Genomic DNA, 23,337 nt, shown 5'->3' with positions numbered 1-23,337 from the left:
GATACAGGGAGGTAGAAGAGAATGAACACGAATAGACAGATCGTAAATAAAGCAGGCACCATTGAGACATCCGTTGTTACCAGTGGTCTGTTACAGCCGTACCAGGCAAAGAGATTTTTACAGCAGACGTTTGATGCAACGCCGCTGATGCAGGCTATCCGCCATGTGATGAGGACAGAGAAGTCCGGGGAGATTGATAAAATCGGAATCGGAAGAAGAAAGCTTCGTGCAAAGGTGGAAAACGTGGATGATGGGTACAGAGCAAAGCCGGAGTTCGGCTCTATCCATTACGAGACAAAGGCAGTGAGACTTCCGTGGGAGATCACAGAAGAGACCATCCGTCAGAATATTGAGGGTGAGAATTTTGAAAAGGTAGTTACAGATCTTATGACAAAGCAGACGGGTGTTGATACAGAGGATCTTCTCATCAATGGTGATGAAGACACCCCGAACACGGATCCGGATTATGATTTCCTGAAGCTCAATGATGGCATCAAGAAGATTATCACAAATGGAGGACATATTGTTGATGTGGACGGCGCCGATGACATGGACATGGAAATGTTCTATAAAGCAGTGGCCGCTATCCCGAACCGTTTCAACAATGGGCGTCTCCGCTGGCTTATGAGTCCGACCAGAGCACAGCAGTGGGAATTATTCCTGCTGAATAAGGTGATTAATAACGGCGGTGTAGTGCCGGAAGAACTGTATAAATCTCCTGTTGCTATTCCATCCATGCAGGTTCCTGGGCTGTCCAATGACGTGATTATTCTCTGTGAGCCGCTGAACATCATCAATGTGAATACATACGCTGTGAAAATCCGCAAAGATGCAACATCCAAGGATGCTATCATGCAGGATAAACGATTCTATGTAATCCACTTTGATTTTGATGCCCTGGTAGAAGAGCTGGATGCTACTGCAATTATCACCGGGCTTCCAGATTTTAAAATGGATTAATAGGGGGGTGAAGACAATGTATCATTTAAGATTGATAAAAGGGAAATCATATTGGGGAATTGTCAAGGCTTCCGAGAAGGAACCTGATGTGTTCGTCCCGGAGAAAGAGAAGGCAGACAGACTTGTAAAAACAGGATTTTTCACGCTGGTGGGAGAAGAGGCAGAACAGGAAGTCGAGCAGAAAAACCCTGATGATATGGAGAGTACAGAGTTATTTTCTGATGAGGCAGAAGATGAACCGCAGGAGAAACCTATTATCATGGAACTTCAGGGCATGACAAAGGCTGAACTGGCAGAATATGCAGATAAAAAGGGTATAGACATCACTGGATGTAAAACAAAAGATGATATTTTCCAGAGAGTAATTGACGCAATTGCGCGCGCCGATGAAGCGAGGGCGGCTATCAGGGAATAGGAGGTAAAAACAGCATGAATCTTAAACCAATGGACTTAGGCGTATGCGGAGTAGAGCAGTTACTCCATGCCGGGAAGGTATCTTTTGACACAAAGGATATCGCAAACGGAGTGGAACTGATTGAACTTCCGGCAAACATGATAATTACAAAAGCTGTGGCAGTGGTAGGAAAAGCCTTCAATGCAGCCACGACAAATGTGCTTACGGTAGGAACAAATGACTCGGTGGATGATTTGCTGGGCGCCGATGACGTCACGGAGGGGACGGCAGGAACATATATGAAGAACATTTTTGAAATCCGTAAAGGTGCGCCGATAAAAGTAAAAGCAAAATACACCTCCACGGGAACTGCCGCAACGGCAGGAGAAGCAAATATTTATCTTGGAGTGGTACGCATTCCGGAATAGAACAAGAATCATGGAGGAAAATAATCGTGGCAGTTACAAGACCGTGGATCGCCCCGGAAGATGTAAAGAATTACACCAGTCATAAGGACGTATCAGAGAGGCCAGACGAAAAGTTGGCCTTTGATATTTCCAGGGCGGAATTGAAAATCATTCATCTCACCAATAATAAATTTGAGGATTATGAGGAGCTGCCGGAGCCTGTAAAGATTGCCACAATCCTTGTGGCGGAGGCATATGCCAAAAACGATATTGAGGCCGCAAAGAAGAAAATCAAGAGTGAGACCTTTGATGATTATTCTTATACGGTGGAGTCCTCAGTCATTGATCTGGACAGTCTTGATCTGGATGAATTACTGTCAGACTATGTGGTGGAGAAGGGCATCGGCAAAGTGAAGATGGTCCTCCGAAGCCTCTGAACGGCGAATGGAAATGGAGGTGTAAGCGTGTTCGATGATTTCATGAACCATACCTGCAATATTTACCATCTGGATGACGAGGCTGTAAGCGTGGGATATGGCATTCATGCGTCAGACGTTAAAACAGCACACAGAGAACCGGATGAGGCCGGGGTGAAATGCCATTTCCACATCAAGAGCACTGCCGGCACATTGGCGGTCGTGCAGAACGAGCCATACAGCAGTGTGGAGGGGCAATCGAAATTGTCTCTCCCCATTGGCACGGACATCCGTATGAATGACATTGTGGAAGATTGCAGAAACGGTCTGAAATACCGGGCAGATGTTCCCAAAGAAGTGTATGGAGGACATCACATCATTGTGAACATAAGGCGGCAGGAAGGGGTGAAATCGGCAATATGATAGACGTCAGCGAACTGGAGAATTTTGCAAAGAACTGTGAAGCGGCTGCGGCAGATTTGAAGCCGTATGCCGGAAAGATTTTGGAAGAGGCCGGGGAGGAATTTCTCGATATTGTTCAGTCATACATTGAGAGCCTCGGCAATGTGGACACGGGAAAGTTACTTGCTTTGTTCACGAAAGGAGCGTCCGGGAATATATGGGAGCTGAACCTTGGCGGGCTTACCCTGACGATAGGAACAAATGTAAAGTATGCAAAATGGGTAAATGACGGACATAGGCAGAAACCAGGGAGATTTATTCCTGGATTTTGGGAGGGAAACCACTTTCGATACAGTCCTGGGGCAAAAAGCGGCATGGTGCTGAAAGCATCATTCGTAGCAGGTTCTCATTATTTTGACAAATCTGTGCAGGTGCTTGAAAGAATGTTTCCGGATATGGCGGACAAGGCGTTTGAGCAGTTCTTCCGGCGATATTTTCCATAGGAGGGCAGAGATGTATGGAAATCACATTAGAGCAGAGCCTTGCGGCGGCTGTACGGTATATACAGGATAATTCAGAAACAAACACGAAGTTGTATTTTGATGAAATACCAGAAGATTTTTACGTTCCTTCCATATATTTTCAGGTTCCGACAACTTCCGGAAGGAAAGCGACGCTTCGGTCATATTGCACAACAATCACAATGAACGTATGGTTTATGGCATCCGATGACTGGAGCGCATATGCAAATGCGGCGGAAATGCGAGACAAAATTATGTTGGATAATTGCGAGATGCCAGTATATGCTGCGGACGGAAAAAACACGGAGAGATATATCAGAGTTAATAAACCTGATACCAGAAGAATCGATGAGGGTATTAATCAATTATCATTTTCAATTGATGTATATTTCCATCCTGAATACCAGAAAACAAAAATACAGACCTTACATACTGCATGGAACAAGATTAGAAATGTAACGAATAGTTAGGAGGAGAAAAGAAGGGATGGCAAGGAAATCAACAACAGAATCTGCTCCGAATACTGCGGCTGACATAGTATCAAACCAGAATACGGAAAAAGCAGAGGTAAAAGAGCAGAAATACACAAAGAGTAAGCTCAGAGAAAAAAGTATAATCCTGTTTGATGTGTCCCAAAGTACATTTGATGGAGCTATGTATGGACACGATGAAAAGGAATATACAATCACAGAGGCCAGACGCATTATTGACGAATGGCTTTACGGAAAAGGAGGGAAAAAATAAATGGCAGGAGGCACGTTTAAGTTATCACAGTCAAAAGTACGGCCTGGCACATATGTGAATGTAAAAAATGGAAGACAGCCGACGGCGGCGTCGTCCACAAGAGGTACGGCGATTATCCCGCTGATTGACTATGACTGGGGACCGAGAGGAAAATGGATTGTGGTATCCGTTGACTCTCCAGATGAGCACCAGGCGGAGTTTGGCCGCAGTATTTATGATGACACAAATTCAGCTATGTTAATGATACAGCTTATGCTCATCGGTGCCACCACGGTATACGTTTATATCCCGGATGGAGGAACCGCGGCATCGGCAGATATTACAGTTGGTTCCGGATCCATGAACGTGACTGCAAAATATAAAGGCTCCCTTGGGAATAAAATAAAAATTGTTTCGGTGGCAAATCCGGTGGACGGGTTTGATGTATCTGTCATTTTGGATGGCTCTGAGGTGGAACTGTTTGAGGGAATAACAACAATTGGAGAGCTTGCAGGGAAATCAGAATATGTGGATTTCTCAGGAACCGGAACCATGGCGGCGTTTGCATCCGCCTCACTGGAAGATGGTGATGATACGGTATCGGGAAATTCAGGATTGTCTGATTTCTTGGATAAGTCTGAGAAAATCAGATTTAATTGCATGTGCTTCCCGTCCACAGAAACATCTTTGCAAACAGCGCTCCTCACTAAAATTAAATACATCCGGGAGAGTATCGGATGGAAATGTCAGGCTGTGGCGCCGAATTATGCTGCCGATTATGAGGGCATTATTAATTTGGTAAATTCGTTTTCTTATGGAGGAAAAGACTTAACAATCTCAGAGGCTTGTGCTTGGCTGGCAGGAATGACCGCCGGGGCCGATTATGTTACATCCCTCACATATACCGTGGTAACAAATGCGACCGGTGTTGTCGGGGAGATGAACAATGAGGCGTCCATTGCGGCAATCCAGGCTGGTAAAACATTTTTCAGTGTAGATGAATCTGGAAATGTAATTCTTGAATATGATATCAACAGCCGGGTAAGCATTGATAGTGAAACTCCACAGGATATCTGCAAAAACCGGCCTCTTAGGGTGTACGATACCTTTGCCAATGATCTGCTCATCACCTTTGTACCAGGAAAATTCGATAACGATGAGGACGGATGGGGAGTTATGGAAGGCCTCGGCCGGAGCATGCTCCAGAATTATGAAGATGATGGCGCAATTACCAATGTTGAGCTGGATTCTGATTTCCTCATTGACCAGGGAAAATCCATTGGAGACAGCGTATACATTACGGTTGGATTACAGGCCGTGGACAGTGCGGACAAGTATTATTTTGATGTGATTGCACGGTAACGGCAGAAAGGAGAGATAAGATATGCCGAACGGAACAAGGGTAAACAGCAGCCCGCTTTCTGCCCGGGAAGGGAAGGTCTATATTGACGGCGTTCTCGTGGCGGATTCCTGCAAGTTCAAAGTCGTGTTCAAGCCGGACGTGTGGTCCGGAAAACAGCTTTCAGAACGCGGGACAAATCGGAGATGGATTGGATATGATATCGAGGTGCAGGTTTCACAATGGAAAACAAATAGAATGTACCGCACGATGATTGACAAATATTTGAAGGATGGCACAACTCCGGAAATGACGATTCAGGGAATTCAGGACGATAAGAATTCCGATTTCTACGCAACCAATAAAAGTGAGAAGGTCACCTGTGTTGGATGCGTACCAACAGGAGATATCAATCTGATTGATATGGACACAGAGGGTGATGTGGTTAAAGAAGAAATTACATTCGGAGCAAAGCGGATTGCATAAAAAAACTGAAAATAGATGATTTATTGATACGAGAGGTGTATTGCATGAAAGGTCGAATCCTGCATGTGATGCACCTTTTTTGTGCAGGAGGACCAAAAAGATGAATATGAAAGCGTTTATGAAGGAAGAATTGAAAAACCGTGGAACAATTGAGTTCCCTGGAATTGACAAATTTAAGGACGAAAAGGGAAAGCCAATCCCATTTATCCTTAAACGGTTATCCAGAAAAGAAATAAAAGACATTAGAGATATGTACAGAACAAAGAAAGTTTATCGGGATAAAAGAAACAGAGACAGACCTGTTATTGGAGCCAATGGGCAGGTTGCGGTCATCGAGGATTATGATGCTGATTCTGCCGGACTGGCAATTATGGTAGAGGCATTTGTGCAGCCGAAATTGGATGACCCTGAACTGATGGAATATTACGGAGTCGTAGACCGCCTGGATATGCCGCAAATCATTTTTTCAGACAAAGAAGATTTCATCTATGCGGATGATTGTGTTATGGCTGCTTGCGGCCTTAAAGAGCAGGAAGATGAGAACGAGGTCATTGAAGAGTTAAAAAACTGATGTCCGGTGACAGTGAGCTTGACGAGGCGGGCGAATGGATGTGGGCGCATATACTGTGGCAGAATAGAGGGCTGCGCATGGAAGATTTTACGGAAATGCCACGGAACGTCCAATTGGCATATATAGCGTCCGAACAACTCGCGAAGGAAGCGCCGGTTAATTCCATGGATAGATTGGCGAAAGTATATATCAAGACAAAGAGGTGAGAGGAAATTGAGCGGTATTAATGTACGGCTGAAACTTACAGAAGATGTCAGTCAGAAAATGAAAAAAGCGGCATCTGCCACCAAGGCCGCAACGCAACAAATCAGCGCGGCAGGAAAAGAAATTGATAAAGCTTTTAAGACCTCATCTCTTGATTCTTTTTCAAGTAAAGTTGGGAAAGTTGTATCGCAGGCCGGAAAAGAGGTTGAAGGCCTTGGGAATGCTATTGACGATGCACTCAAAACGTCCGGAAACGCAAAAATCGGAGTTGAAGTCAATAGCGCTGCAGCATCGGCGCTGGATGATATTGAAAATCGGGCCGCCGCACTTGACGGGACAAGCGTAGACGTAGGTGTTGCTGCCGATGATGGAGCCAGTCCAATCATAGATGGAGTAAAGGATAAAGTGTCTGATTTAGATGGACAATCCGGATCCCCTGAACTTGGTGTAGATGATAGCGCCAGCACACTTATAGATGGCGTCAGAGATAAAATATCTGGTCTTGATGGGATATCCGCATCTCCGCAAATCGGAGCCGAGGATAACGCCAGTCCTATTCTTGACAGCGTAAAGGATAAAGCCACAGAATGGGACGGCAGCGTTTGGGAAGCGACAGTAAGTATTGTAGACGGAGTAACAGCCCCTATGACTTCTCTCGTGAACCTTGCACGGAATCCAATAGCACAGGCCGGAACCATGCTTGGCGTGGGAGTAGGAGTCAACGATATTAAAGATACATATGCTGATTTTGAATCCACGATGTCCAGAGTGCAGGCGCTGGCAAATGCGAGTGGATCTGAAATGGATGCTCTCACGGAAAAAGCGAAAGAGATGGGAGCCGTCACAAAATATTCCGGCACAGAATCGGCAGAAGCCTTTACATACATGGCACAGGCCGGATGGGATACACAGTCCATGATTGATGGTATCGGCGGTATTATGAGCCTGGCGGCCAGTGACGGTATTGCACTTGCTGATGCCACGGATATTGTGGCAAATGCCCTTACATCGTTTGGGCTGACAGCGAGCGATACATCAAGATTTGCTGATGTGCTGGCGGTGGCATCATCGGCAACCAACACAGACGTCGCTCAGTTAGGTGAGGCGTTTAAGTATGTAGCTCCTGTCGCCGGAGCAATGGGATACGCCATTGAGGATGTATCAACAGCGTTAGGGCTGATGAGTAATAACGGTATTAAGGGTAGCATGGCCGGCACATCATTAAAAAGTTCCCTGGCCAATCTTGCGGCCCCTACCGATAAAATGAGACAGGTCATGGACAAATACGGAATCAGTCTGACGGATAATGAAGGAAATATGAAATCTCTCAGTGAGGTTTTGGACAATCTCCGCGAAGGAATGGGAGGTCTCAGCGAATCGGAGCAGACAGCAGCAGCGTCCATGCTATTTGGCAAAGAGGCCATGGCTGGAATGTTGTCAATTATCAATACATCCGAAGAGGATTATCGGTCATTACAAGAACAGATTGATAATTCAACTGGCGCCGCCGACCGAATGGCGGAAACCATGCAAGATAATATGGCCGGCACACTGGAACAGCTAGGTGGTGCAATAGAGACGGTAGAGCTTAGCTGGGGAGAACGTATGGAGCCATACATTACGGATGGAGCAAATGCCCTGGCGAATGCCATGCCTGCTATTGAACGTATGGGCCTGGATGTATTTGATACACTGGACAAAGCGTATGGAGGTCTCAAAAACAACATCACTGAGATGATGGATTCGGAAGAATGGCAAAGCGCAGACCTGATTGGAAAAGTGAATATTGCATGGGATAAAATCATAGCTGAGCCATTCAAGGAATGGGCCGGGACCACTGGAAAGAGCATGATTTCTGACGGTTTGGCAACTTTGTTTTCGGAATCGGTAAAAATACTTCCTGGCGGGCAAGAAGCAGGGTTGACCTCGTGGCTGAGTACAGGGCTGATTGCCAAAGGCGGAACCACGCTGATAAGTGGCGCCGGAAGCCTTGCAAAAACATTGAAGCCGATAGCGTCCGGGATACGGGAAATAGGGACTGCGGCAAAAGCAGCCCCAACAGTCGGAGCCTTTTTTAGCAGCCTTTTATCAATGATTCCGGTAGCCGGGCAAATAGGTCTTGTTGTTGGAGGCATTGCGGCGGCTGTTGCCGGAGTAGCCGTGGCGATTGACCAGTATAATAAAAAACAGATCAAAGGAAGTTTGGGAGAACGGTTTGGAGACCTCGAGCTGACATCGGAACAGATAGAGCAGGCAGCGAGTCATATACTCAACGCAGATTATCTGGTCAATGTTAATGGGGCGTTAAATGAATTTGAAAATGCCGATGAACTTGCGGCGCAGGCAGAGGAAGCCCTTGCCGCCAATGATGCGTTGGAGTGGAAGGCCAGTATCGGCGCCGAATGGGACGAGGGCGATGTCAATGATTATGTGGATAATATAAACACCTATATCGAGAGCAGTGTGTCAGAGCTGGAAAGCCGCACCTATGCCGCTACGATTACCGTACAGACAATGCTCGGCGGTACAAACGAAGGGCAATTATTTACGGAGCAGTTAGAGCAGTGGGCCGGGGAGGACCAGCTTGAGATGAATGCGCTCTCCGAGCAATTGTCTACCGCAGTAGAGAAAGCTATGACAGACGGAGTTCTCGATGCAAACGAGCAGGCGGCAATATCCATTCTTCAGACAAAAATGAATAATATCCTCAGTAGTTGGAAAGAGGCGGACACAGAGGCGTCCATGGACCTTATGGCTCAAAAGTACGGAAGTATGAGTGGTGAAGATTTGACGTCTGATACATTCACAGATTTGATAGATGAGCTTGGAAAACAACGTGAAGAGGCCATGAAAGCCGTGGATGAGGCGTCGACGGAAGCATACGGGGTCATCAACAGCCAGGTGAATAAAGGCAGACTGTCAGAGACGGAAGGGGACCGGTATAAAGGTCTGGTGGCTGAGGCCGCCAGAAATATGGAAGCGGATACTATCCAGAATAGTGTGGATTTTGAAAGAGATACACTTCAGGATACTTACGGAGATGTACTGGACAGAAACTATTTTGACACAAAGACAGATATAGCGGCTGCTATGCCTGATATCCGAGAAACTTTTGCATCTGGGGATACTATGCAGACGGCGCGGCAGTTAGAGTATGCCGGGAATATTGCAGAAAGTTATTCAGGGATGTTCAGTTCCAGTGACCAGAAAGCATTATCTGATATTTACAGTAATATGCAGCCTGATGTTGAAGCGATGTCCGGCATAATGGAGGAATACAAAAAAGCCGGACAAGCAGTGCCGCAAGAGTTTATGGATTCTTTTAATGAGGCCATGAAACTTGGGGCGGCAGCCGGAGACGCCGATGCAGCATGGCAGATGTATGCTAGCCAAATGGTGGCAGACCCGGCCAATAACGCATTGATACAGGCGATCCAGGACGGAACGCAGAATGCCCCGGAGGAATTGAGAAATGCGTTAGACATTGCCACAATGGAAACGACTTCGGAACCGGTTGAGATGGAAGGTTTATCAGTAGCACTTTCCGGATTGGATTTAGATGCCGGCCAGGTAGCTGAGTTAACCGGAATGACAGAAGAAGAAGTGCAGTCATATTTGAACCAATACGGAGTGAATGTGGAAACCAGTGCCAAAGTTGATGCAAAAACAGAGGCCGGGGAAGTAGATGCATCCGGGGCATCCCAGGTTGGCCAGGAGGCCGAAGCAATGGCACAGGAACAGACTGGCCAGGACATACAAACCACACAAGATGTAGATGTCACGCAAGAATATAAAGTGGGAGAAAAAGACACGTCACAGCTCGGAGAGGAGAGTGAGAAACTTCCGTCAAAAACAGCGGAACAGGATGTATACGTTACTGAAAATGTTATTTCAGATGGGACATCTCAGTCGGCGGAAAGCCAGACATATGAGACCACTGCCACAGTAAATGTAAATTCTCAAATGGGTACAGATAATTTTACCCCGACTGCCAGTAGCTTTGCGTCAAAATTTCAGTCCGCATTGTCGGCGGCATTCGCAAAGACTTTTACGACAACCACAAATGCAAGGATTCATGTAAATTATAGCATTGCAAACCCAACGAAGACCATTACGTTTTCGGGTGGAGGAACAGGAACGGCAACAGTGACCGCCCATGCCAGCGGTGGTATATTCGATGAGCCTCACTACGGTTTGGTGGCTGAGGCCGGACCAGAAGCGATTATTCCTTTGGATGGTTCTGACAATGCTATGAGTCTTTGGGCGCAAGCCGGAGAGCATCTTGGGATGATCGGAGGAGATGCTCCGATAACCACTATGCCAAACATGCCGCATGAGTCCGGTACAGGCTCAGGCGACGGTGAAAAAAGCACCAGCAGAGATATTAACATCAACATTAATGGAAGCGGTAATTTGCGGGTAAGCGGCGGAATGTCGAAAGATGATGTTGTGGCAATCCTGATGGAAAAAGCGCGGGATATCATCTCGGATATTGTAGAGCAGGATATTTTGATGGAAGGGGACGGAGTATATGAGTACTAATCAGGTTAGCGCAAAATATAGGATGTATTTTAATTATGATAATGACCAGAAGGTATATGTAATTCCTGTGCTTCCAGAAAAGATTAAAGTATCTGCAAAGGGCCAGACCACATCCATTGATATTGAAAAATTTGGAGAAGTTTTATGCAAAGGAAAACGGGATGCGATTACCATCTCGTTTTCATCATTTTTTCCGGCAGCGTGGGGAGCAAGTTACTGTGCCTGCCTGCAAAAAGATTTTCGCAGTCCGGCAGATTGGCATAATTGGATGATTTCCCTGGAAAACGCAGCGAACCCGTGTCATTTTGTTCTGGAAGGTTCCCCGTTTGCTATCAATATGTACGCAGATATAACGTCATATTCTGGTGAAGAAGAGGGCGGAGATGTCGGGACAATAACCTACACCGTTGAATTGAAGGAACATCGGGTACCCGTGGTGGAAAAATATAAAGTAAAAAATAAAAAAGGAAAGACCAAAAAGAAAAAAACATCCAGTGGGAAAAGGGGGAATAATAAATCAAAAATTAAATGCTATGTTACAAAATCGAATGACTGTCTCTACACTATCGCAAAAATGATGTATGGAAACGGCGCAGAGTATACCAAAATCCTTAATAAAAATAAAAGCGAACTCGATAAAGAAGCTAAGAAGCACGGATATGCAAACAGCAAAAACGGGAATCTCATTTTCGCGGGGACACAAATTATCATACCGTAGACTTTTGGAGGAATGGCCATGAATAAATTGAAATTGGAAATTGGGCGAGATGACACGCTTTATAATTACTCTCGGTTAATTACCAAGGTAACATTTAGCGGAAGAAAAGGGGCGGCGCCCCGGACGATAGATGTACAGATTGCAGATGTGGTGGATACCTCATATGTTAACAGCCGAAAAGGTCTTGATTGCTATTTGTATTTGGATGGCAAGGAGATTTTTCGGGGGCTGTTGATGACGGATGGAAGAAGTAATAAAAAGGCATTGGCCTTAAAAGCGTATGATGATTGTGTGCGGCTTTGCAATAATAAAGACAGTTTTTCCTACAAAAATAAGACAGCACAATATATTTTTAAAGACTGCGTAAAAAAGCTGGGCCTTAGCGTAGGCGGATCCGTGAAAACCGGACATAGTATTTCAGAGCTGGTCAAAAAGGGGACAACATACTGGGACGTGATCGAAGATGCCCTCAGTCAGACATACAAAGCGACTGGAGTCAGATATTATGTGTATGCAAAGAAGGGCAAAATTTACCTCAAGAAACGGCAGGCCAAGAAAACCATGCCGATATTGTCTCAGGAGACAAACATTATATCATATGATTTCAGCCGGTCGATTTATGATACCAGAACACGTTTGAAACTGACCACATCCAAAGGCAAAAAGAAAGGGAGCGTAGTTAAATCATCACTGGAAAAGAAGATAGGACGCTTTCAGGAAGTGGAGACCGTGGACGATGATATCAAGAAAAGTGAAATCAAAGAGAGAATCAGCGTTTTCAAAGAAGAGAAAGGGAAAGTGTCAAAAACCCTCAAAATTACTGCTATTGGAGATATATCATGCGTCTCTGGGGCGTGTGCGTATGTGAAGATACCGGAGTTAAATATCAGCCGAATGATGTACATAGATGAGGATACCCATACCTTTGAAGGCGGCAAACATACAATGTCTTTGACGTTAAGTTACGATGCTGTGGAAGTAAAGGAAAATTCCGGATCATCTTCCGGTAAATCTAAAGATTATAAAGTGGGAGATATTGTTCGCTTTAAGGGTGGATATCATTACTCCAGCAGTGATGCCAAAAATCCGGCCGGGTCGAAATGTGCTGCCGGAAAAGCAAAGATTACGAAAATCAGCAAAAATGCAAAACATCCGTATCATCTTATTCATACGGATAGTAGTTCCCGCGTATACGGGTGGGTTGATGAGGATACATTCAGTTAAGATTCTGGAGGAGGCGGTAATTATGGGGAGCATAAAAGAATTGATTCAGAAATGTGTACAGATAGAAATGCCAGGACTCGACATTGGAATCGTTACCAGTGCGGAGCCATTGCGTATTACACTGGAAGATGATGCCAAAATCAATATATCAGAATCATCACTTGTGATTCCGTCCGGAAAGCAGCCGCTGAAAGAAGGAGAAGAGCTGTATCTGCTTTCCATGAACAAAGGGAAAATTTATTATGTATTAGATAGGGTGTGAGTGCATGGACGAAGATGAATTATTTATGGATTTGGAAGAAACCGAAGATGAAGACGGGGACAGCGATGAAATCGAAGAAGAAATCATATATCGGACTTACCGGATGGATTTTAAAAATAAACGGATTATCGGCATGGTAGATGGGATAGATGCCGCTGTACAGGCGATATTCAAGGCATTGCAGACGCGGAGGTTTGCACATATCATTTATGACGACCAGTACGGATGCGATATATTCAATAAAATCGGAAATCTGAGCCTCACACAAAGCTATCTTGATACTGATATACCTGCCATGATTGAAGATACGTTTCAGAACGAAGATATGATACAAGGGTTCAGCGATATGGACTATGAAATTGTCGACGGGGACAGCGTGAGAATCCAACTGTTTGCTTCGACGATATTTGGAGATGTGAACCTGGAAGGGGTGATAAATGATGGCTGACGATATTCGCAATATCGAAGACTTGTCGCTTGATGATATTACGGAGGAATTTCTGCTTGAAGAATGTATTGATATGGGCGATGACCTTAATGTCGATACCCGGCAGGGGAGTATATACCGGGATGCAGCAGACGGACACATCATAAGAACAGCAAAGTTTTTCAGCGATTTGCGACAGGTGGCAGAAATTATATCCTTACAGACATGCACTGGGGACGTTCTGGATGAAAAGCTGATGGAAAGAGGTCTGACACGCAATCCGGCCGAAGCAACCCCGGCAAAATATTATGTGGATTTTGTTGGTGATACCATGCCGGATATCGGGGCGGTGATGAGCTGTGAAGATTATATGTTTACGCTGGATATGCTCGACGGTGAGTATGTGATCGTTTCTGATGACCTGGGGACAGAGATGAATAATCTGGTACCTGGGCTTGCCGTGATACCCGATATTGATATTCCCGGACTTGTCAGCGCAACCCTTGGGGAATTAGCAACCCCGGCCATAGATATCGAGGATGATGAATCGGCAAGAGAAAGGCTGATTAACAGAATTTCCGGCCCGGACGAAAACGGAAATAAAAGCCAGGTGAAAACGTGGTGTGAATCTGTGAAAGGAGTCGGATGTGCAAGGATTATTCCGCTTTGGAACGGTCCAAATACGGTAATGGCCGTCATCATTGATGGCAATGGAGATGTACCCACGGAGAAAATTGTGAGTGATGTACAGAACTATGTAGACCCTGGCGGTGAGGGAATGGGGGAGGGAGTTGCAAATATCGGGCAGTTTTTCACCGCCGTGGCTGCGGAGGCGGTAACGATTAATATAGCTGTATCTGTGTTGAAAAAGGCAGAGGCCACATATTCTGGAATACAGGAGGGATTCAAAGAACTTGTTGAAAATTATATAACTGGACTTGCACTGGAAGATTATTCCGATGCGATGTCTGTTCGTATTGCCCATGTCGGAGCGTTATTGGATGGTATGGAGGATGTGATTGATTATGATAATCTCAAACTGAACGGCCAAGATGAAAATGTCCCCTTTACTATTTATCAGATACCAGTTATAGGAGAGGTGACTGTGGATGGAAATATTTTATAACAATGTACGGCCAAATTATGAAGAAATAGTCAGCTATGGGCCGCGATGGTGGACAGAGTACAGGGAAATGGATGCAAATTACCGGTTCGCCGGATGGACTCTGGACCTCATGGCATATTTTCTTGAACAGACGATTAAGAACCAGTTTCCGATGCAGGCAGATGAAAATACCATAGCCATGTTTGAAAGGCTGCTGAGAATAGAATATGATGCGGAAATGTCCCTTGATGAGAGGAGGCGAACTGTCGCCGCATATTATTCCGGTACAGGACATCTGAGCAGGAGCGTTATTTTATCGTTAATAAAAACGTATACCGGACATGATGGAGAGGTTTACTGGGATGGTTTACGATTGTGCATTGCCTTTGATAACAGCAGTACACGCAAAATATCTATCGCATTGTTACAAAAAATTCTTGACCGACGTATGCCTGCCCATATTGATTACAGGACTATGTGTACATGTCGCGTCAAATTGGGGATAAAGGCAAGCAAAATACCGTGGAATGTGGTTTTCGTGTTGACAGGCACACTTCCAAAGACCAGCACCGGACTCTCCATAAGAGCCGCAGACATAGAGATTCAGAGCGAAGGAACCGGACACAGGGCGCGGTATCCCAAAGCTGGTGAATCTGGTCCGGCTGGGGTATATCCGATTCTCAGCACCGCTTTATCCATTCTCAAAAATGACGTTGAAGTGCTGCCGGATACAGAAGGTTATAAAGTGGAGTATATCCCGTCGGGCGAAGACACGGAAACTGGGATGGAGCCACGGACCAGCACCGGCCTTGCTGTTGCGCATGAAGGTGTTGAAGTTCAGCCTGGCGCCGAAAGCTACCTGGTGAGTAGCGCAGAGGCGGGTACGGAGCCGAAGACATCCACAGGATATGATGAATCGGAAGGAGGAGTGCTGCCGGAAGTGAAAACAGAAAGCTGGCAGGTAGATTTTACACTTTGCGGTGATGATTCCGGACTTTAGAACAGAGGGAGGTGGTAGAGATGGCATTACTTACGAGCGCTGCAATCAAAGGATATCGGGACTATACGATGCGCCGGATTGCTTATGCAAAATTTAAAGTCGGTTCCACGGAATACAAAACAAATATTGAGTCGGTGAAGGTCACGGATAGCGGGACGGTGGAGATTGCGTTCAAGATTGAGCTTGCTTCCGGATCCGGGACGGTATCCCAGATTAGTTTATATGACACCGACAATCAGCTTTGGCTTTCCAAGACGGAAAATTTACAGATGGATTCCGTGGCGGAGGGCTTTTATTATGTCGTGCAGCTCGATATTGCAGAAGTGACATCATAATGCAGAAAGGAGGTGACAGGCAAAATGAGAGACCTTGTAAACTGGAAAGACCATGTTGTGGAATATCCGAACCGTTTTACACAGAGTGAATCTGGTGGATATACCACTCTTGAGAAAGCACCAGGAACGATACAACAGCAGGGGACGCCGCAGAATGCGACCAATTTCAATACAATGGATCTGGCGGCGTTTGAGGCCATGTTGATGGCGTCGGAATGTACCCGGAATATAAATCATCTGGATGATTCGGTGACCGGGCTCCAGGGTGAAGTTATTGAGGCTACCCTGACCAATACGCAGGAGTATCCTTTCAATAATTCCCAGCAGACATTACAGATTACAACGCCCCGGAACACAAAAGATTATACCGTTGTGCCAGAGATCGTGAGCGTAAGCGGCGGAGCTGTTGGGGATTTTGAAATCAGCGATAAGTTGCTGAATGGATTCAAGATTCAATACACCGGTTCTGCCGACAGCGTTACGGTCCGGTGCTATGTGAGAGGAGGTATTTGACCATGGCGAATGTGATTATCCCAAATGCCGGAAGGAGGGAAACGGCGATGTATATTGCCAAAAAGTACGGCATCAATACAAAAGACCCGGCAATGCGTGAGGCTGCGGAAGTGGCGGCGGCCCGCACGGATGAGGCTGTGAAGGCGGCTGGGGAAAGAAGGAGGTATTATTGAGATGAATGTAGTTCATATGCCAGAGACCGGCACAAATTTTATCCCATATGAAGTCATGGGGAAAATCATCAGCTTTAACGACTCGGAGCTGATGTTTGATGCATCCAAGAAAGAAAGAGATTATGAGGTAATCATTGATATCTGCCAGGATTATACCGGCGGGCTGGTGATGGGAGCCGGCAACGGAGAAAAGTATATCGCTCAGCTGGTCATCCCGGCCAGAGAATATATTGAAACTGAATCAGATAATCCGAGATATGATGCGGATACAGCGGAAGGAACCGAATCCCCTACGACCACAACAAGGGAGCCGGTTCCTTTTGATATTGATAACTGCGAGCTGAGACTGTGGGAAATGGAGGTTTAAAGAGAAGATATGCCAAATTTTGATGATTTTAAACTGGCGATTGAAGCAATGTCTGGCGGTAAGAATACCATCCTTTTTGATGACCGGGGGATGCCGTCCGTGATGGTGCCTTTCCCGAAGATGAAAATGTCCGATCTGATCGAGGGAGGCAGCCAAAACATCCATCCGGCTTTTATGGTGGATAACGTGGAAAAAGATGTGATGTATGTTTCTAAATTCCAGAATATCGTTCTGGAAGACAGGGCGTATTCTCTTCCGATGCGTGACCCGAAAGTGAATCTCAATTTTGACCAGGCAGTCAATTACTGCCGGAACAAAGGGGAAGGCTGGGGGCTGATGCCATATTCTCTGTGGTGCGCGATTGCGTTGTGGTGCCGCAAGAACGAAACAATGCCACGGGGAAACAATAATTATGGCGCCGACCACGGATACCCGCACGAAAAGGGCGTCCCGTGTTCGTATGAGTCTGATGGAAGGACGGCGCGATGCCTGACCGGGTCCGGCCCGGCCACATGGTACCATAACTGGATGCCGGATGGTATTGCTGACCTGAACGGTAACGTGTGGGAGTGGTGCGCCGGGATGCGGCTGGACGATGGAGAAATCCAGATTATCCCATATGCGAACTGCATGTCCCCTGATGCAAGCGTGTCCGCCGAATCCACTCTCTGGAAGGCCATAAAGGCGGATGGCTCACTGGTTGAGCCGGGGACTGACGGAACATTGAAATGGGATTGGGTGTCCAGCAAGATTCAGTTGACGTCTGGCAGTTTAACCGTTACGACTGGAGAACACTATTGCCAGTATAAAGATATGACACTGAACTCCGGATTGAGTGCTGCTCCGGAGATTGCAGAAGCGTTGCTGCTGTATCCGGATGAACCTGGTGGTGATTATGGTGGTGACTATCATTATTTCAATTCGGAGGGTGAGCGTGTGCCGCTTTGTGGCGGCTACTGGTACAGCGCGTCCGCTGCGGGTGTGTTCTACGTGGACTTGCGCAGCTCTCGTACGAATTCCTACTCCAGCATCGGGTTCCGCTCCGCTTTCTGCGAACTGTAATACTGGCAACTGGCTTACTGACCGCCCTGCGGTAGCAGGGCATTTTGAAATGGAGGCTGCGAAAGACTATGGATGGAAGCCAGAATACATCTGAAATAACGGAAAATGATACATTTATCATTTTACAGAAAATACAGGATATGCGCCGGTATGCATACCCTATCATGATGCGATGGAGCATCGCAGAAAAATACGCTGTCGGCAATGATATGATGCACTGCATGAATGAATTGCTAGAGCTGGCGGTCGCCGTGCGATGGAAACATTTCAAGAAAACAACGCTCACAGACCTGGATATCAAGAACAAGACTTTGCAGGTGTATATCAAAGATGCATTTGAATTGAAAATCCTGAAAGGGATATCCAGCTACAAGGAGTGGACAAGGCGATCACAGGAGATAGGAAAGCTCATTGGAGGATATATCCAGACAGTAAATGGCACTGCTGCCGGGAATACGGCTAACCAGCAGCAGAAAGCATCCCGGTCTTCACGTGGCCGATATAGTAGATAAACTTTGGGAGTGGGTTGTAGCGTGTGCCGATTTGTGGCGGCAACTGGAACAACACGTCCAATGCGGGTGTGTTCTACGTGAACTTGAACAACTCTCGTACGAATTCCAACTCCAACATCGGGTTCCGCTCCGCTCTACCCTCAATGCCAGAACCGGCATGTTTACGAACCTGCCGGCAGCGCGAGGGATAAAGGAACCCACTTCCACTCCGCCGATAGTGTGGAGAAAAACGGAATCTTCCTGACGGTGGCCATGGCTGCGGGGAAGAGGACAGCTGCGGAGACCGGGAGTAATTTTTTTATGAAACACGTCAAACGCAGAAATAAAGAAACTAAAAAAGTAATATGAAAATCAAAAATCTTTTCGACCAAATTTTTTCGGATGAAAACCTTTATGGGGCGATACAGGATGCGTCCAGAGGACGGCGTTACCACAAAGACGTACTGGCGGCACAGTTTGACTGCTGGAATATCATCCGCAGGATACAGCAGGACGTTTATTCTGGCCATTATACTGTTGATCGGTATTACATTTTCTATGTGTATGAGCCGAAAAAGCGGATGATAATGTCCATCACGTTCTATCACCGGATTGTCCAATGGGCCATATACAGGGTGTTGAATCCTTTGCTGGTGAAAGGATATATCCGGGATTCTTACGGCTGCGTGCCCGGGAAAGGAGCCTTGTCTGCCATGGAGAGGTTGAAATACTGGGTAAACCTGACGAATAATAAGCCAGAGAAGTGGTATTACCTCAAATTGGACATCAGCAAATATTTTTACCGCATCTCTCATGAGGTGCTTAAAAAGATAATTGCCAAGAAGATAAAGGACCGGCGCCTGCTCAATGTGCTGTACAGCATTATTGACTGCAAACATACACCGTTTGGACTGCCGCCCGGGAAGTCTCCCGGGGAGGTGCCGGTTGAAGAAAGGTTGTATGACACCGGGATGCCGATAGGGAATCTGTTGTCACAGGTTTTTGCAAATATCTATCTGGATGCGTTGGACCAGTATTGTAAACGAACCTTACGCATCCATTTTTATATCCGGTATATGGATGATGTGATTATATTATCTGACAGCAAAGCGCAGTTGCACGAATGGAAGTCTCTTATTAACGATTTTCTTGAAAGGAAACTGAGACTGTCACTGAACCAGAAAACCTGCATCCGTCCGGTGTCGCAGGGGATAGAATTTGTCGGCTACCGGATATGGCCGCACTATGTAACGATCCGGAAGAGTACAACATTGCAGATGCGACGCAATCTCCGGCGGCGGCAGGAGGAGTATCGCCGGGGAAAGATATCTATGAAAGAAGCATTTACCACCTTGGAGTGCTATCTGGGGATGCTGAAACATTGTGATTGCAAAATGTTCCGGAAAAGGTTAATAGAAGATTTTGTGCTGACCCGCGATGGGGTCGAAAAAAGGATGGGAGGGAAGAAACATGGAAGCCATATTGAAAATCCTAGAAAAGCAGTCTGAGGTGATTAAGCTGCAAACAGATATTATTGATACCCTCGCCTTGGAACTTCTGCAGGGCGGAGTCGTGACGGAGAAAGATTTACTGAAAATCAAAGAAGCGGCCATGCTGCAAAAGGAATTGCAGTCATGAAGCCTCAGGCGCGGATTGACCGTCGGGCAGGACCAGAGGGGGACATCACATACATAAAAACGGGAGGGCAAAAAGAAGATGGAATATTTTTTACAATTATTTGGCGACCATAGCATAAGTTGGGCGGTCGCTGTTATTGGGGCGCTTATATTTTTGTATCTGTGTTACAAGAAAGTGGAAGCATATTTTTCCGACAAGGCTATCCGGGAAAAAAATAAGGATGAGCAGATACAAGACGTGATCGACCAGGCAAAGAAATATCCTGCCTGGCATCAACAGTCTGTAGATATCCAGAGGAGGTTTACAGGTGCCATTGAAGACCTGAGAGAATCCCAGAAGGAAACGATACAGCGTCTGCAAAGCCTGGAAGACGAGATACAGCGCAGGGAAAGAAACAAGCTCCGGGACCGGCTCCTACAGTCGTATCGGTATTACACTAGCATGGAAAAAAATCCGTTGAAGGCATGGTCAGAAATGGAGGCAGAGGCTTTTTGGAAGATTTTCAAAGACTACGAAGAGTTAAAAGGCAATGGTTATGTACATACCGAGGTGCAGCCTGCCATGAATGATCTGGAAGTGATACCGATGCACGAGACCGCTCGGATATCTGAATTGATGCAGAGCAGAAAATGATTTACTCATTAAGTTAAGTAAATGCTCGGAGATAGACTCATACAGATGTTTTGAAGTTAAAGGCATAGGATTTAAGGACAAAACCATTAGAAACGCCGCACGGGGCTATATGGCGGTCATAATCATTATTACGAAGGGAGATTATAAGAATGAGCGTAGATGTGTTTTTATTTTTAATGCTGGCGGTGTCTGTACTGACAGGGCTTTTCACGGAGGCCATTAAAAAAGTGCTGGACAGTGTAGGAATGAAATGCAATGCAAACCTGATGTCCGGAGCCGTGGCAACGGTATTGGCAGTATGCGTCGATGCCGGATATATTATCATGACAGATGCACTACTGAATTCCAAAATGGCAGTCATGCTGATTGCCCTGGTATTACTGTCATGGTTATGTGCCATGGTTGGCTATGATAAAGTGATGCAGGCTGTCACACAGATGAAATTGAATAAATCAAAATAATGTACATGGGCGGCGGGAATTTATCCTCGCCGCTTTTTTTGGAGGTGAGTCGGTGAAAAAATTATTTGAAATAAGACCAGTAAAAAATGAGAAGCGAAAGAAAATATACCCGTATAAGATCAAATTATCAGACGGGCTGGTAATCCCGTTGCCGTCCCAATATGATTTTGATAATAGTTACATCCGGTCAAAAGGATGTATCATTGCTGCGTTTTACATGGGCCTGCGCTTTGTGGGTGTTAAGAAATCTATGGCGCAGTGTTTAAAATACCTGCAAGTCAATTATGACAAAGGTAATCGCAAAAACTATAATTTGGAGATTATCTGCAAAGCAATCAATCGGCTGGCGCCGGACACCCCGGCAAAATTTTACAAAAAAATCACAAAGGAGAAAATGAAGAAAGCCCTGAAAGCCGGGCATATGACTTTGTTCACGGAGCGGAACCCGATCCACACGGCGGTATTAATGTGGAACGGAAAAAAGGTCGTCAGATTTTCCAACGGGAAATACAAGACGGTCACAGTAGCCCAGGAAATCCGAAAACGCTGCAGTGACTCATGGTACGGCGGCTGCGTAGTCGTGCGGAAGAAGTAGAGGGAGGCGAGAAGATTGAAATTTGACCAGGCATTACAGTTGATGAAAAAAGGGGACAAGATGAAGCTGCCTTCGTGGGGTGGATATTGGTGCTGGGACAATGAAAAGAAAACAGTCATGATGCATATGAGAGACGGAGAAGTCATGGACATAAGGGATACCCAGAGAGTGGAATACACCCTGAAAAATGTGGCATCTGATGAATGGATTCCAGCATACGAAGGTAATTGTACTGTGTTGGGTGGTACCCCCTCTTTCGGGTTTGATACAGCTCTCAAATATTTGAAGAGAGGATTCGGCCTCAGACGCAGATCATGGAATGGAAATATTTGCATCAAAGCTGCCGAGGCCCAGAGCTGGGAATTTTCTAATGTTTCCAGACCCGATCTTAATCTCATAGAGGTTGGGCCATTTATAGCACAAACGAATGGCGCCAGAAGCATTCCATGGAATGCATCGCAAGAAGATGTTTTCGCTACGGATTGGACGTTCGCAGAAGAGGAGGGAAACTATGGCAAAAATAAGTGACAAAGGAATTGACTTGATAAAAGAATTTGAAGGTTGTCGCCTGACAGCGTACCAAGATGAAGTGGGCGTCTGGACTATCGGATATGGCATCACCAATGCAGATAAATCTATCACTGGGACAACTATCAAACGTGGCTTAAAAATATCGCAGTCTACCGCAGAAAAGTGGCTGGAGGAATCTCTCAATCAGAAGTATCTGCCGCTGGTCATGAAGTACGATGATAAGTACGGCTGGAGTCAAAATGAGATTGATGCATTGACATCATTTGCATACAATATCGGGTCGATTGACCAGCTCACGGCAAATGGAGCCCGGAGCCGCGACACTATTGCCAACAAGATGTTGGAATACAACAAAGCCGGCGGAACCATATACCGCGGATTGACACGCCGCCGGGAAGCGGAACGGAAATTATTTTTAACACCTATGTCAGAAACGGAGGAAAAAGAAGTGAAAGATATCAAGAAAAAGGGATTTTTTAGCAACAATAAAAGTGCAAAAAACTTGAATGAATTTCTCCATAACAGAGGATTTGGAGCTGGTGAAAATAATTTGCGAAAGATTGCCGCAGAAAACTGGAAGGGACTTAAACCGGCGATGTTCGCACTGGCACAGACCGGCGACCTCAAAAAGCCGGATAATCTGAATGAGTGGGATGGAAAATAGCAGATGAGTATGTTATAATTCGCCTGTTACCTCCCCAAATCTGGTAACAGAAAGGGGGCGTACAGTATGGAGTTCCTCATATCTCTTATTATCGCTGTCGTGGCAGGTGTGATTAGCCATCTCATCTGCAGATGGTTGGACAACGACGAAAAGTAGGTAATCAGCCTATGGCA

Annotated in this window: 31 protein-coding genes; all 31 read left to right on the top strand. The window is 45.9% G+C overall.

Going from position 1 to position 23,337, the window contains the following annotated elements; all coding sequences use genetic code 11:
* The first annotated feature begins 21 nt into the window (after positions 1–21).
* The 31 genes from B5E53_RS07210 to B5E53_RS07065 all read left to right on the top strand — a co-directional run bounded on the left by B5E53_RS07210 (position 22) and on the right by B5E53_RS07065 (position 23,164).
* Positions 22–960, top strand: coding sequence for a hypothetical protein (locus B5E53_RS07210; RefSeq protein ID WP_087313585.1), 939 nt, complete (start codon positions 22–24; stop codon positions 958–960).
* Between the two features lie 16 nt (positions 961–976).
* Positions 977–1,375 carry a hypothetical protein gene (locus tag B5E53_RS07205; protein WP_087313583.1) on the top strand — a complete coding sequence of 133 codons (399 nt, stop codon included), beginning with the start codon at positions 977–979 and terminating at the stop codon, positions 1,373–1,375.
* 14 nt (positions 1,376–1,389) lie between these two features.
* Entirely contained in the window at positions 1,390–1,782 is a 393-nt protein-coding gene (locus B5E53_RS07200) for a hypothetical protein (RefSeq protein ID WP_087313581.1), read from the top strand.
* 26 nt (positions 1,783–1,808) lie between these two features.
* Entirely contained in the window at positions 1,809–2,198 is a 390-nt protein-coding gene (locus B5E53_RS07195) for a DUF3199 family protein (protein WP_162611830.1), read from the top strand.
* 27 nt (positions 2,199–2,225) lie between these two features.
* Positions 2,226–2,600: a DUF3599 family protein gene (locus B5E53_RS07190; RefSeq protein WP_087313577.1), complete on the top strand. Its 375-nt coding sequence runs from the start codon at positions 2,226–2,228 to the stop codon at positions 2,598–2,600.
* Positions 2,597–3,082, top strand: a complete 486-nt coding sequence (locus B5E53_RS07185) for an HK97 gp10 family phage protein (protein WP_087313575.1) — start codon at positions 2,597–2,599, stop codon at positions 3,080–3,082. Before B5E53_RS07190 ends, B5E53_RS07185 begins: the two co-directional genes overlap by 4 nt.
* A gap of 14 nt (positions 3,083–3,096) precedes the next feature.
* Positions 3,097–3,570, top strand: a complete 474-nt coding sequence (locus B5E53_RS07180) for a DUF6838 family protein (RefSeq protein WP_087313573.1) — start codon at positions 3,097–3,099, stop codon at positions 3,568–3,570.
* Positions 3,571–3,586: 16 nt separating this feature from the next.
* Positions 3,587–3,844: a hypothetical protein gene (locus B5E53_RS07175; protein ID WP_087313571.1), complete on the top strand. Its 258-nt coding sequence runs from the start codon at positions 3,587–3,589 to the stop codon at positions 3,842–3,844.
* The gene (locus B5E53_RS07170) at positions 3,845–5,185 is read left to right on the top strand and encodes a phage tail sheath family protein (RefSeq protein ID WP_087313569.1); all 1,341 of its coding nucleotides are present in this window, start codon (positions 3,845–3,847) and stop codon (positions 5,183–5,185) included.
* A 22-nt stretch (positions 5,186–5,207) separates the two neighbouring features.
* Positions 5,208–5,648, top strand: a complete 441-nt coding sequence (locus tag B5E53_RS07165; protein ID WP_087313566.1) for a phage tail tube protein — start codon at positions 5,208–5,210, stop codon at positions 5,646–5,648.
* 118 nt (positions 5,649–5,766) lie between these two features.
* Positions 5,767–6,219 (top strand): hypothetical protein, encoded by a 453-nt coding sequence (locus tag B5E53_RS07160; RefSeq protein ID WP_162611829.1) that lies wholly within the window; start codon positions 5,767–5,769, stop codon positions 6,217–6,219.
* Positions 6,220–6,432: 213 nt separating this feature from the next.
* A complete protein-coding gene (locus B5E53_RS07150) occupies positions 6,433–10,965 on the top strand; it encodes a phage tail tape measure protein (RefSeq protein ID WP_087313560.1) in 4,533 nt (1,510 codons plus the stop codon).
* A 337-nt stretch (positions 10,966–11,302) separates the two neighbouring features.
* Entirely contained in the window at positions 11,303–11,683 is a 381-nt protein-coding gene (locus tag B5E53_RS19160) for a hypothetical protein (protein ID WP_162611828.1), read from the top strand.
* An 18-nt stretch (positions 11,684–11,701) separates the two neighbouring features.
* The gene (locus B5E53_RS07140) at positions 11,702–12,907 is read left to right on the top strand and encodes a hypothetical protein (RefSeq protein WP_087313557.1); all 1,206 of its coding nucleotides are present in this window, start codon (positions 11,702–11,704) and stop codon (positions 12,905–12,907) included.
* Positions 12,908–12,929: 22 nt separating this feature from the next.
* A complete protein-coding gene (locus B5E53_RS07135; protein WP_087313555.1) occupies positions 12,930–13,169 on the top strand; it encodes a hypothetical protein in 240 nt (79 codons plus the stop codon).
* A 4-nt stretch (positions 13,170–13,173) separates the two neighbouring features.
* The gene (locus B5E53_RS07130; protein WP_087313553.1) at positions 13,174–13,617 is read left to right on the top strand and encodes a DUF2634 domain-containing protein; all 444 of its coding nucleotides are present in this window, start codon (positions 13,174–13,176) and stop codon (positions 13,615–13,617) included.
* Entirely contained in the window at positions 13,607–14,722 is a 1,116-nt protein-coding gene (locus B5E53_RS07125) for a baseplate J/gp47 family protein (RefSeq protein WP_087313551.1), read from the top strand. Before B5E53_RS07130 ends, B5E53_RS07125 begins: the two co-directional genes overlap by 11 nt.
* Positions 14,706–15,701 carry a putative phage tail protein gene (locus B5E53_RS07120; protein WP_087313549.1) on the top strand — a complete coding sequence of 332 codons (996 nt, stop codon included), beginning with the start codon at positions 14,706–14,708 and terminating at the stop codon, positions 15,699–15,701. Before B5E53_RS07125 ends, B5E53_RS07120 begins: the two co-directional genes overlap by 17 nt.
* Positions 15,702–15,721: 20 nt before the next feature.
* A complete protein-coding gene (locus B5E53_RS07115; RefSeq protein ID WP_087313547.1) occupies positions 15,722–16,036 on the top strand; it encodes a hypothetical protein in 315 nt (104 codons plus the stop codon).
* Between the two features lie 24 nt (positions 16,037–16,060).
* Positions 16,061–16,549 carry a hypothetical protein gene (locus tag B5E53_RS07110; RefSeq protein ID WP_087313545.1) on the top strand — a complete coding sequence of 163 codons (489 nt, stop codon included), beginning with the start codon at positions 16,061–16,063 and terminating at the stop codon, positions 16,547–16,549.
* Between the two features lie 2 nt (positions 16,550–16,551).
* Positions 16,552–16,722 (top strand): hypothetical protein, encoded by a 171-nt coding sequence (locus B5E53_RS19480; protein ID WP_204245502.1) that lies wholly within the window; start codon positions 16,552–16,554, stop codon positions 16,720–16,722.
* Position 16,723: 1 nt separating this feature from the next.
* Entirely contained in the window at positions 16,724–17,089 is a 366-nt protein-coding gene (locus tag B5E53_RS07105; protein ID WP_087313543.1) for a hypothetical protein, read from the top strand.
* A gap of 9 nt (positions 17,090–17,098) precedes the next feature.
* Complete coding sequence (locus B5E53_RS07100; protein ID WP_087313541.1) at positions 17,099–18,151, top strand: SUMF1/EgtB/PvdO family nonheme iron enzyme; 1,053 nt, start codon at positions 17,099–17,101, stop codon at positions 18,149–18,151.
* 68 nt (positions 18,152–18,219) lie between these two features.
* Entirely contained in the window at positions 18,220–18,663 is a 444-nt protein-coding gene (locus B5E53_RS07095) for a four helix bundle protein (RefSeq protein ID WP_087313539.1), read from the top strand.
* A gap of 344 nt (positions 18,664–19,007) precedes the next feature.
* Positions 19,008–20,150: an RNA-directed DNA polymerase gene (locus B5E53_RS07090; RefSeq protein ID WP_087313537.1), complete on the top strand. Its 1,143-nt coding sequence runs from the start codon at positions 19,008–19,010 to the stop codon at positions 20,148–20,150.
* Positions 20,113–20,280: a hypothetical protein gene (locus B5E53_RS19155; RefSeq protein WP_162611827.1), complete on the top strand. Its 168-nt coding sequence runs from the start codon at positions 20,113–20,115 to the stop codon at positions 20,278–20,280. Before B5E53_RS07090 ends, B5E53_RS19155 begins: the two co-directional genes overlap by 38 nt.
* A 78-nt stretch (positions 20,281–20,358) precedes the next feature.
* Positions 20,359–20,913 carry a hypothetical protein gene (locus B5E53_RS07085; protein WP_087313535.1) on the top strand — a complete coding sequence of 185 codons (555 nt, stop codon included), beginning with the start codon at positions 20,359–20,361 and terminating at the stop codon, positions 20,911–20,913.
* 149 nt (positions 20,914–21,062) lie between these two features.
* A complete protein-coding gene (locus tag B5E53_RS07080; protein ID WP_087313533.1) occupies positions 21,063–21,374 on the top strand; it encodes an aminopeptidase in 312 nt (103 codons plus the stop codon).
* Positions 21,375–21,426: 52 nt separating this feature from the next.
* On the top strand, positions 21,427–21,969 hold the full coding sequence (locus tag B5E53_RS07075) for a hypothetical protein (RefSeq protein WP_087313531.1): 543 nt from the start codon (positions 21,427–21,429) through the stop codon (positions 21,967–21,969).
* A 15-nt stretch (positions 21,970–21,984) separates the two neighbouring features.
* Complete coding sequence (locus B5E53_RS07070; RefSeq protein WP_087313529.1) at positions 21,985–22,497, top strand: MW1434 family type I TA system toxin; 513 nt, start codon at positions 21,985–21,987, stop codon at positions 22,495–22,497.
* Complete coding sequence (locus B5E53_RS07065; protein ID WP_087313526.1) at positions 22,481–23,164, top strand: lysozyme; 684 nt, start codon at positions 22,481–22,483, stop codon at positions 23,162–23,164. The genes B5E53_RS07070 and B5E53_RS07065 overlap by 17 nt, the downstream gene beginning before the upstream one ends.
* The last annotated feature ends 173 nt before the right edge of the window (positions 23,165–23,337 follow it).

This window comes from Eubacterium sp. An11 (assembly GCF_002161065.1).
Classification (GTDB): Bacteria; Bacillota; Clostridia; order Lachnospirales; family Lachnospiraceae; genus Anaerobutyricum; species Anaerobutyricum faecale.
This window is presented reverse-complemented; position numbering and strand designations above follow the sequence as displayed.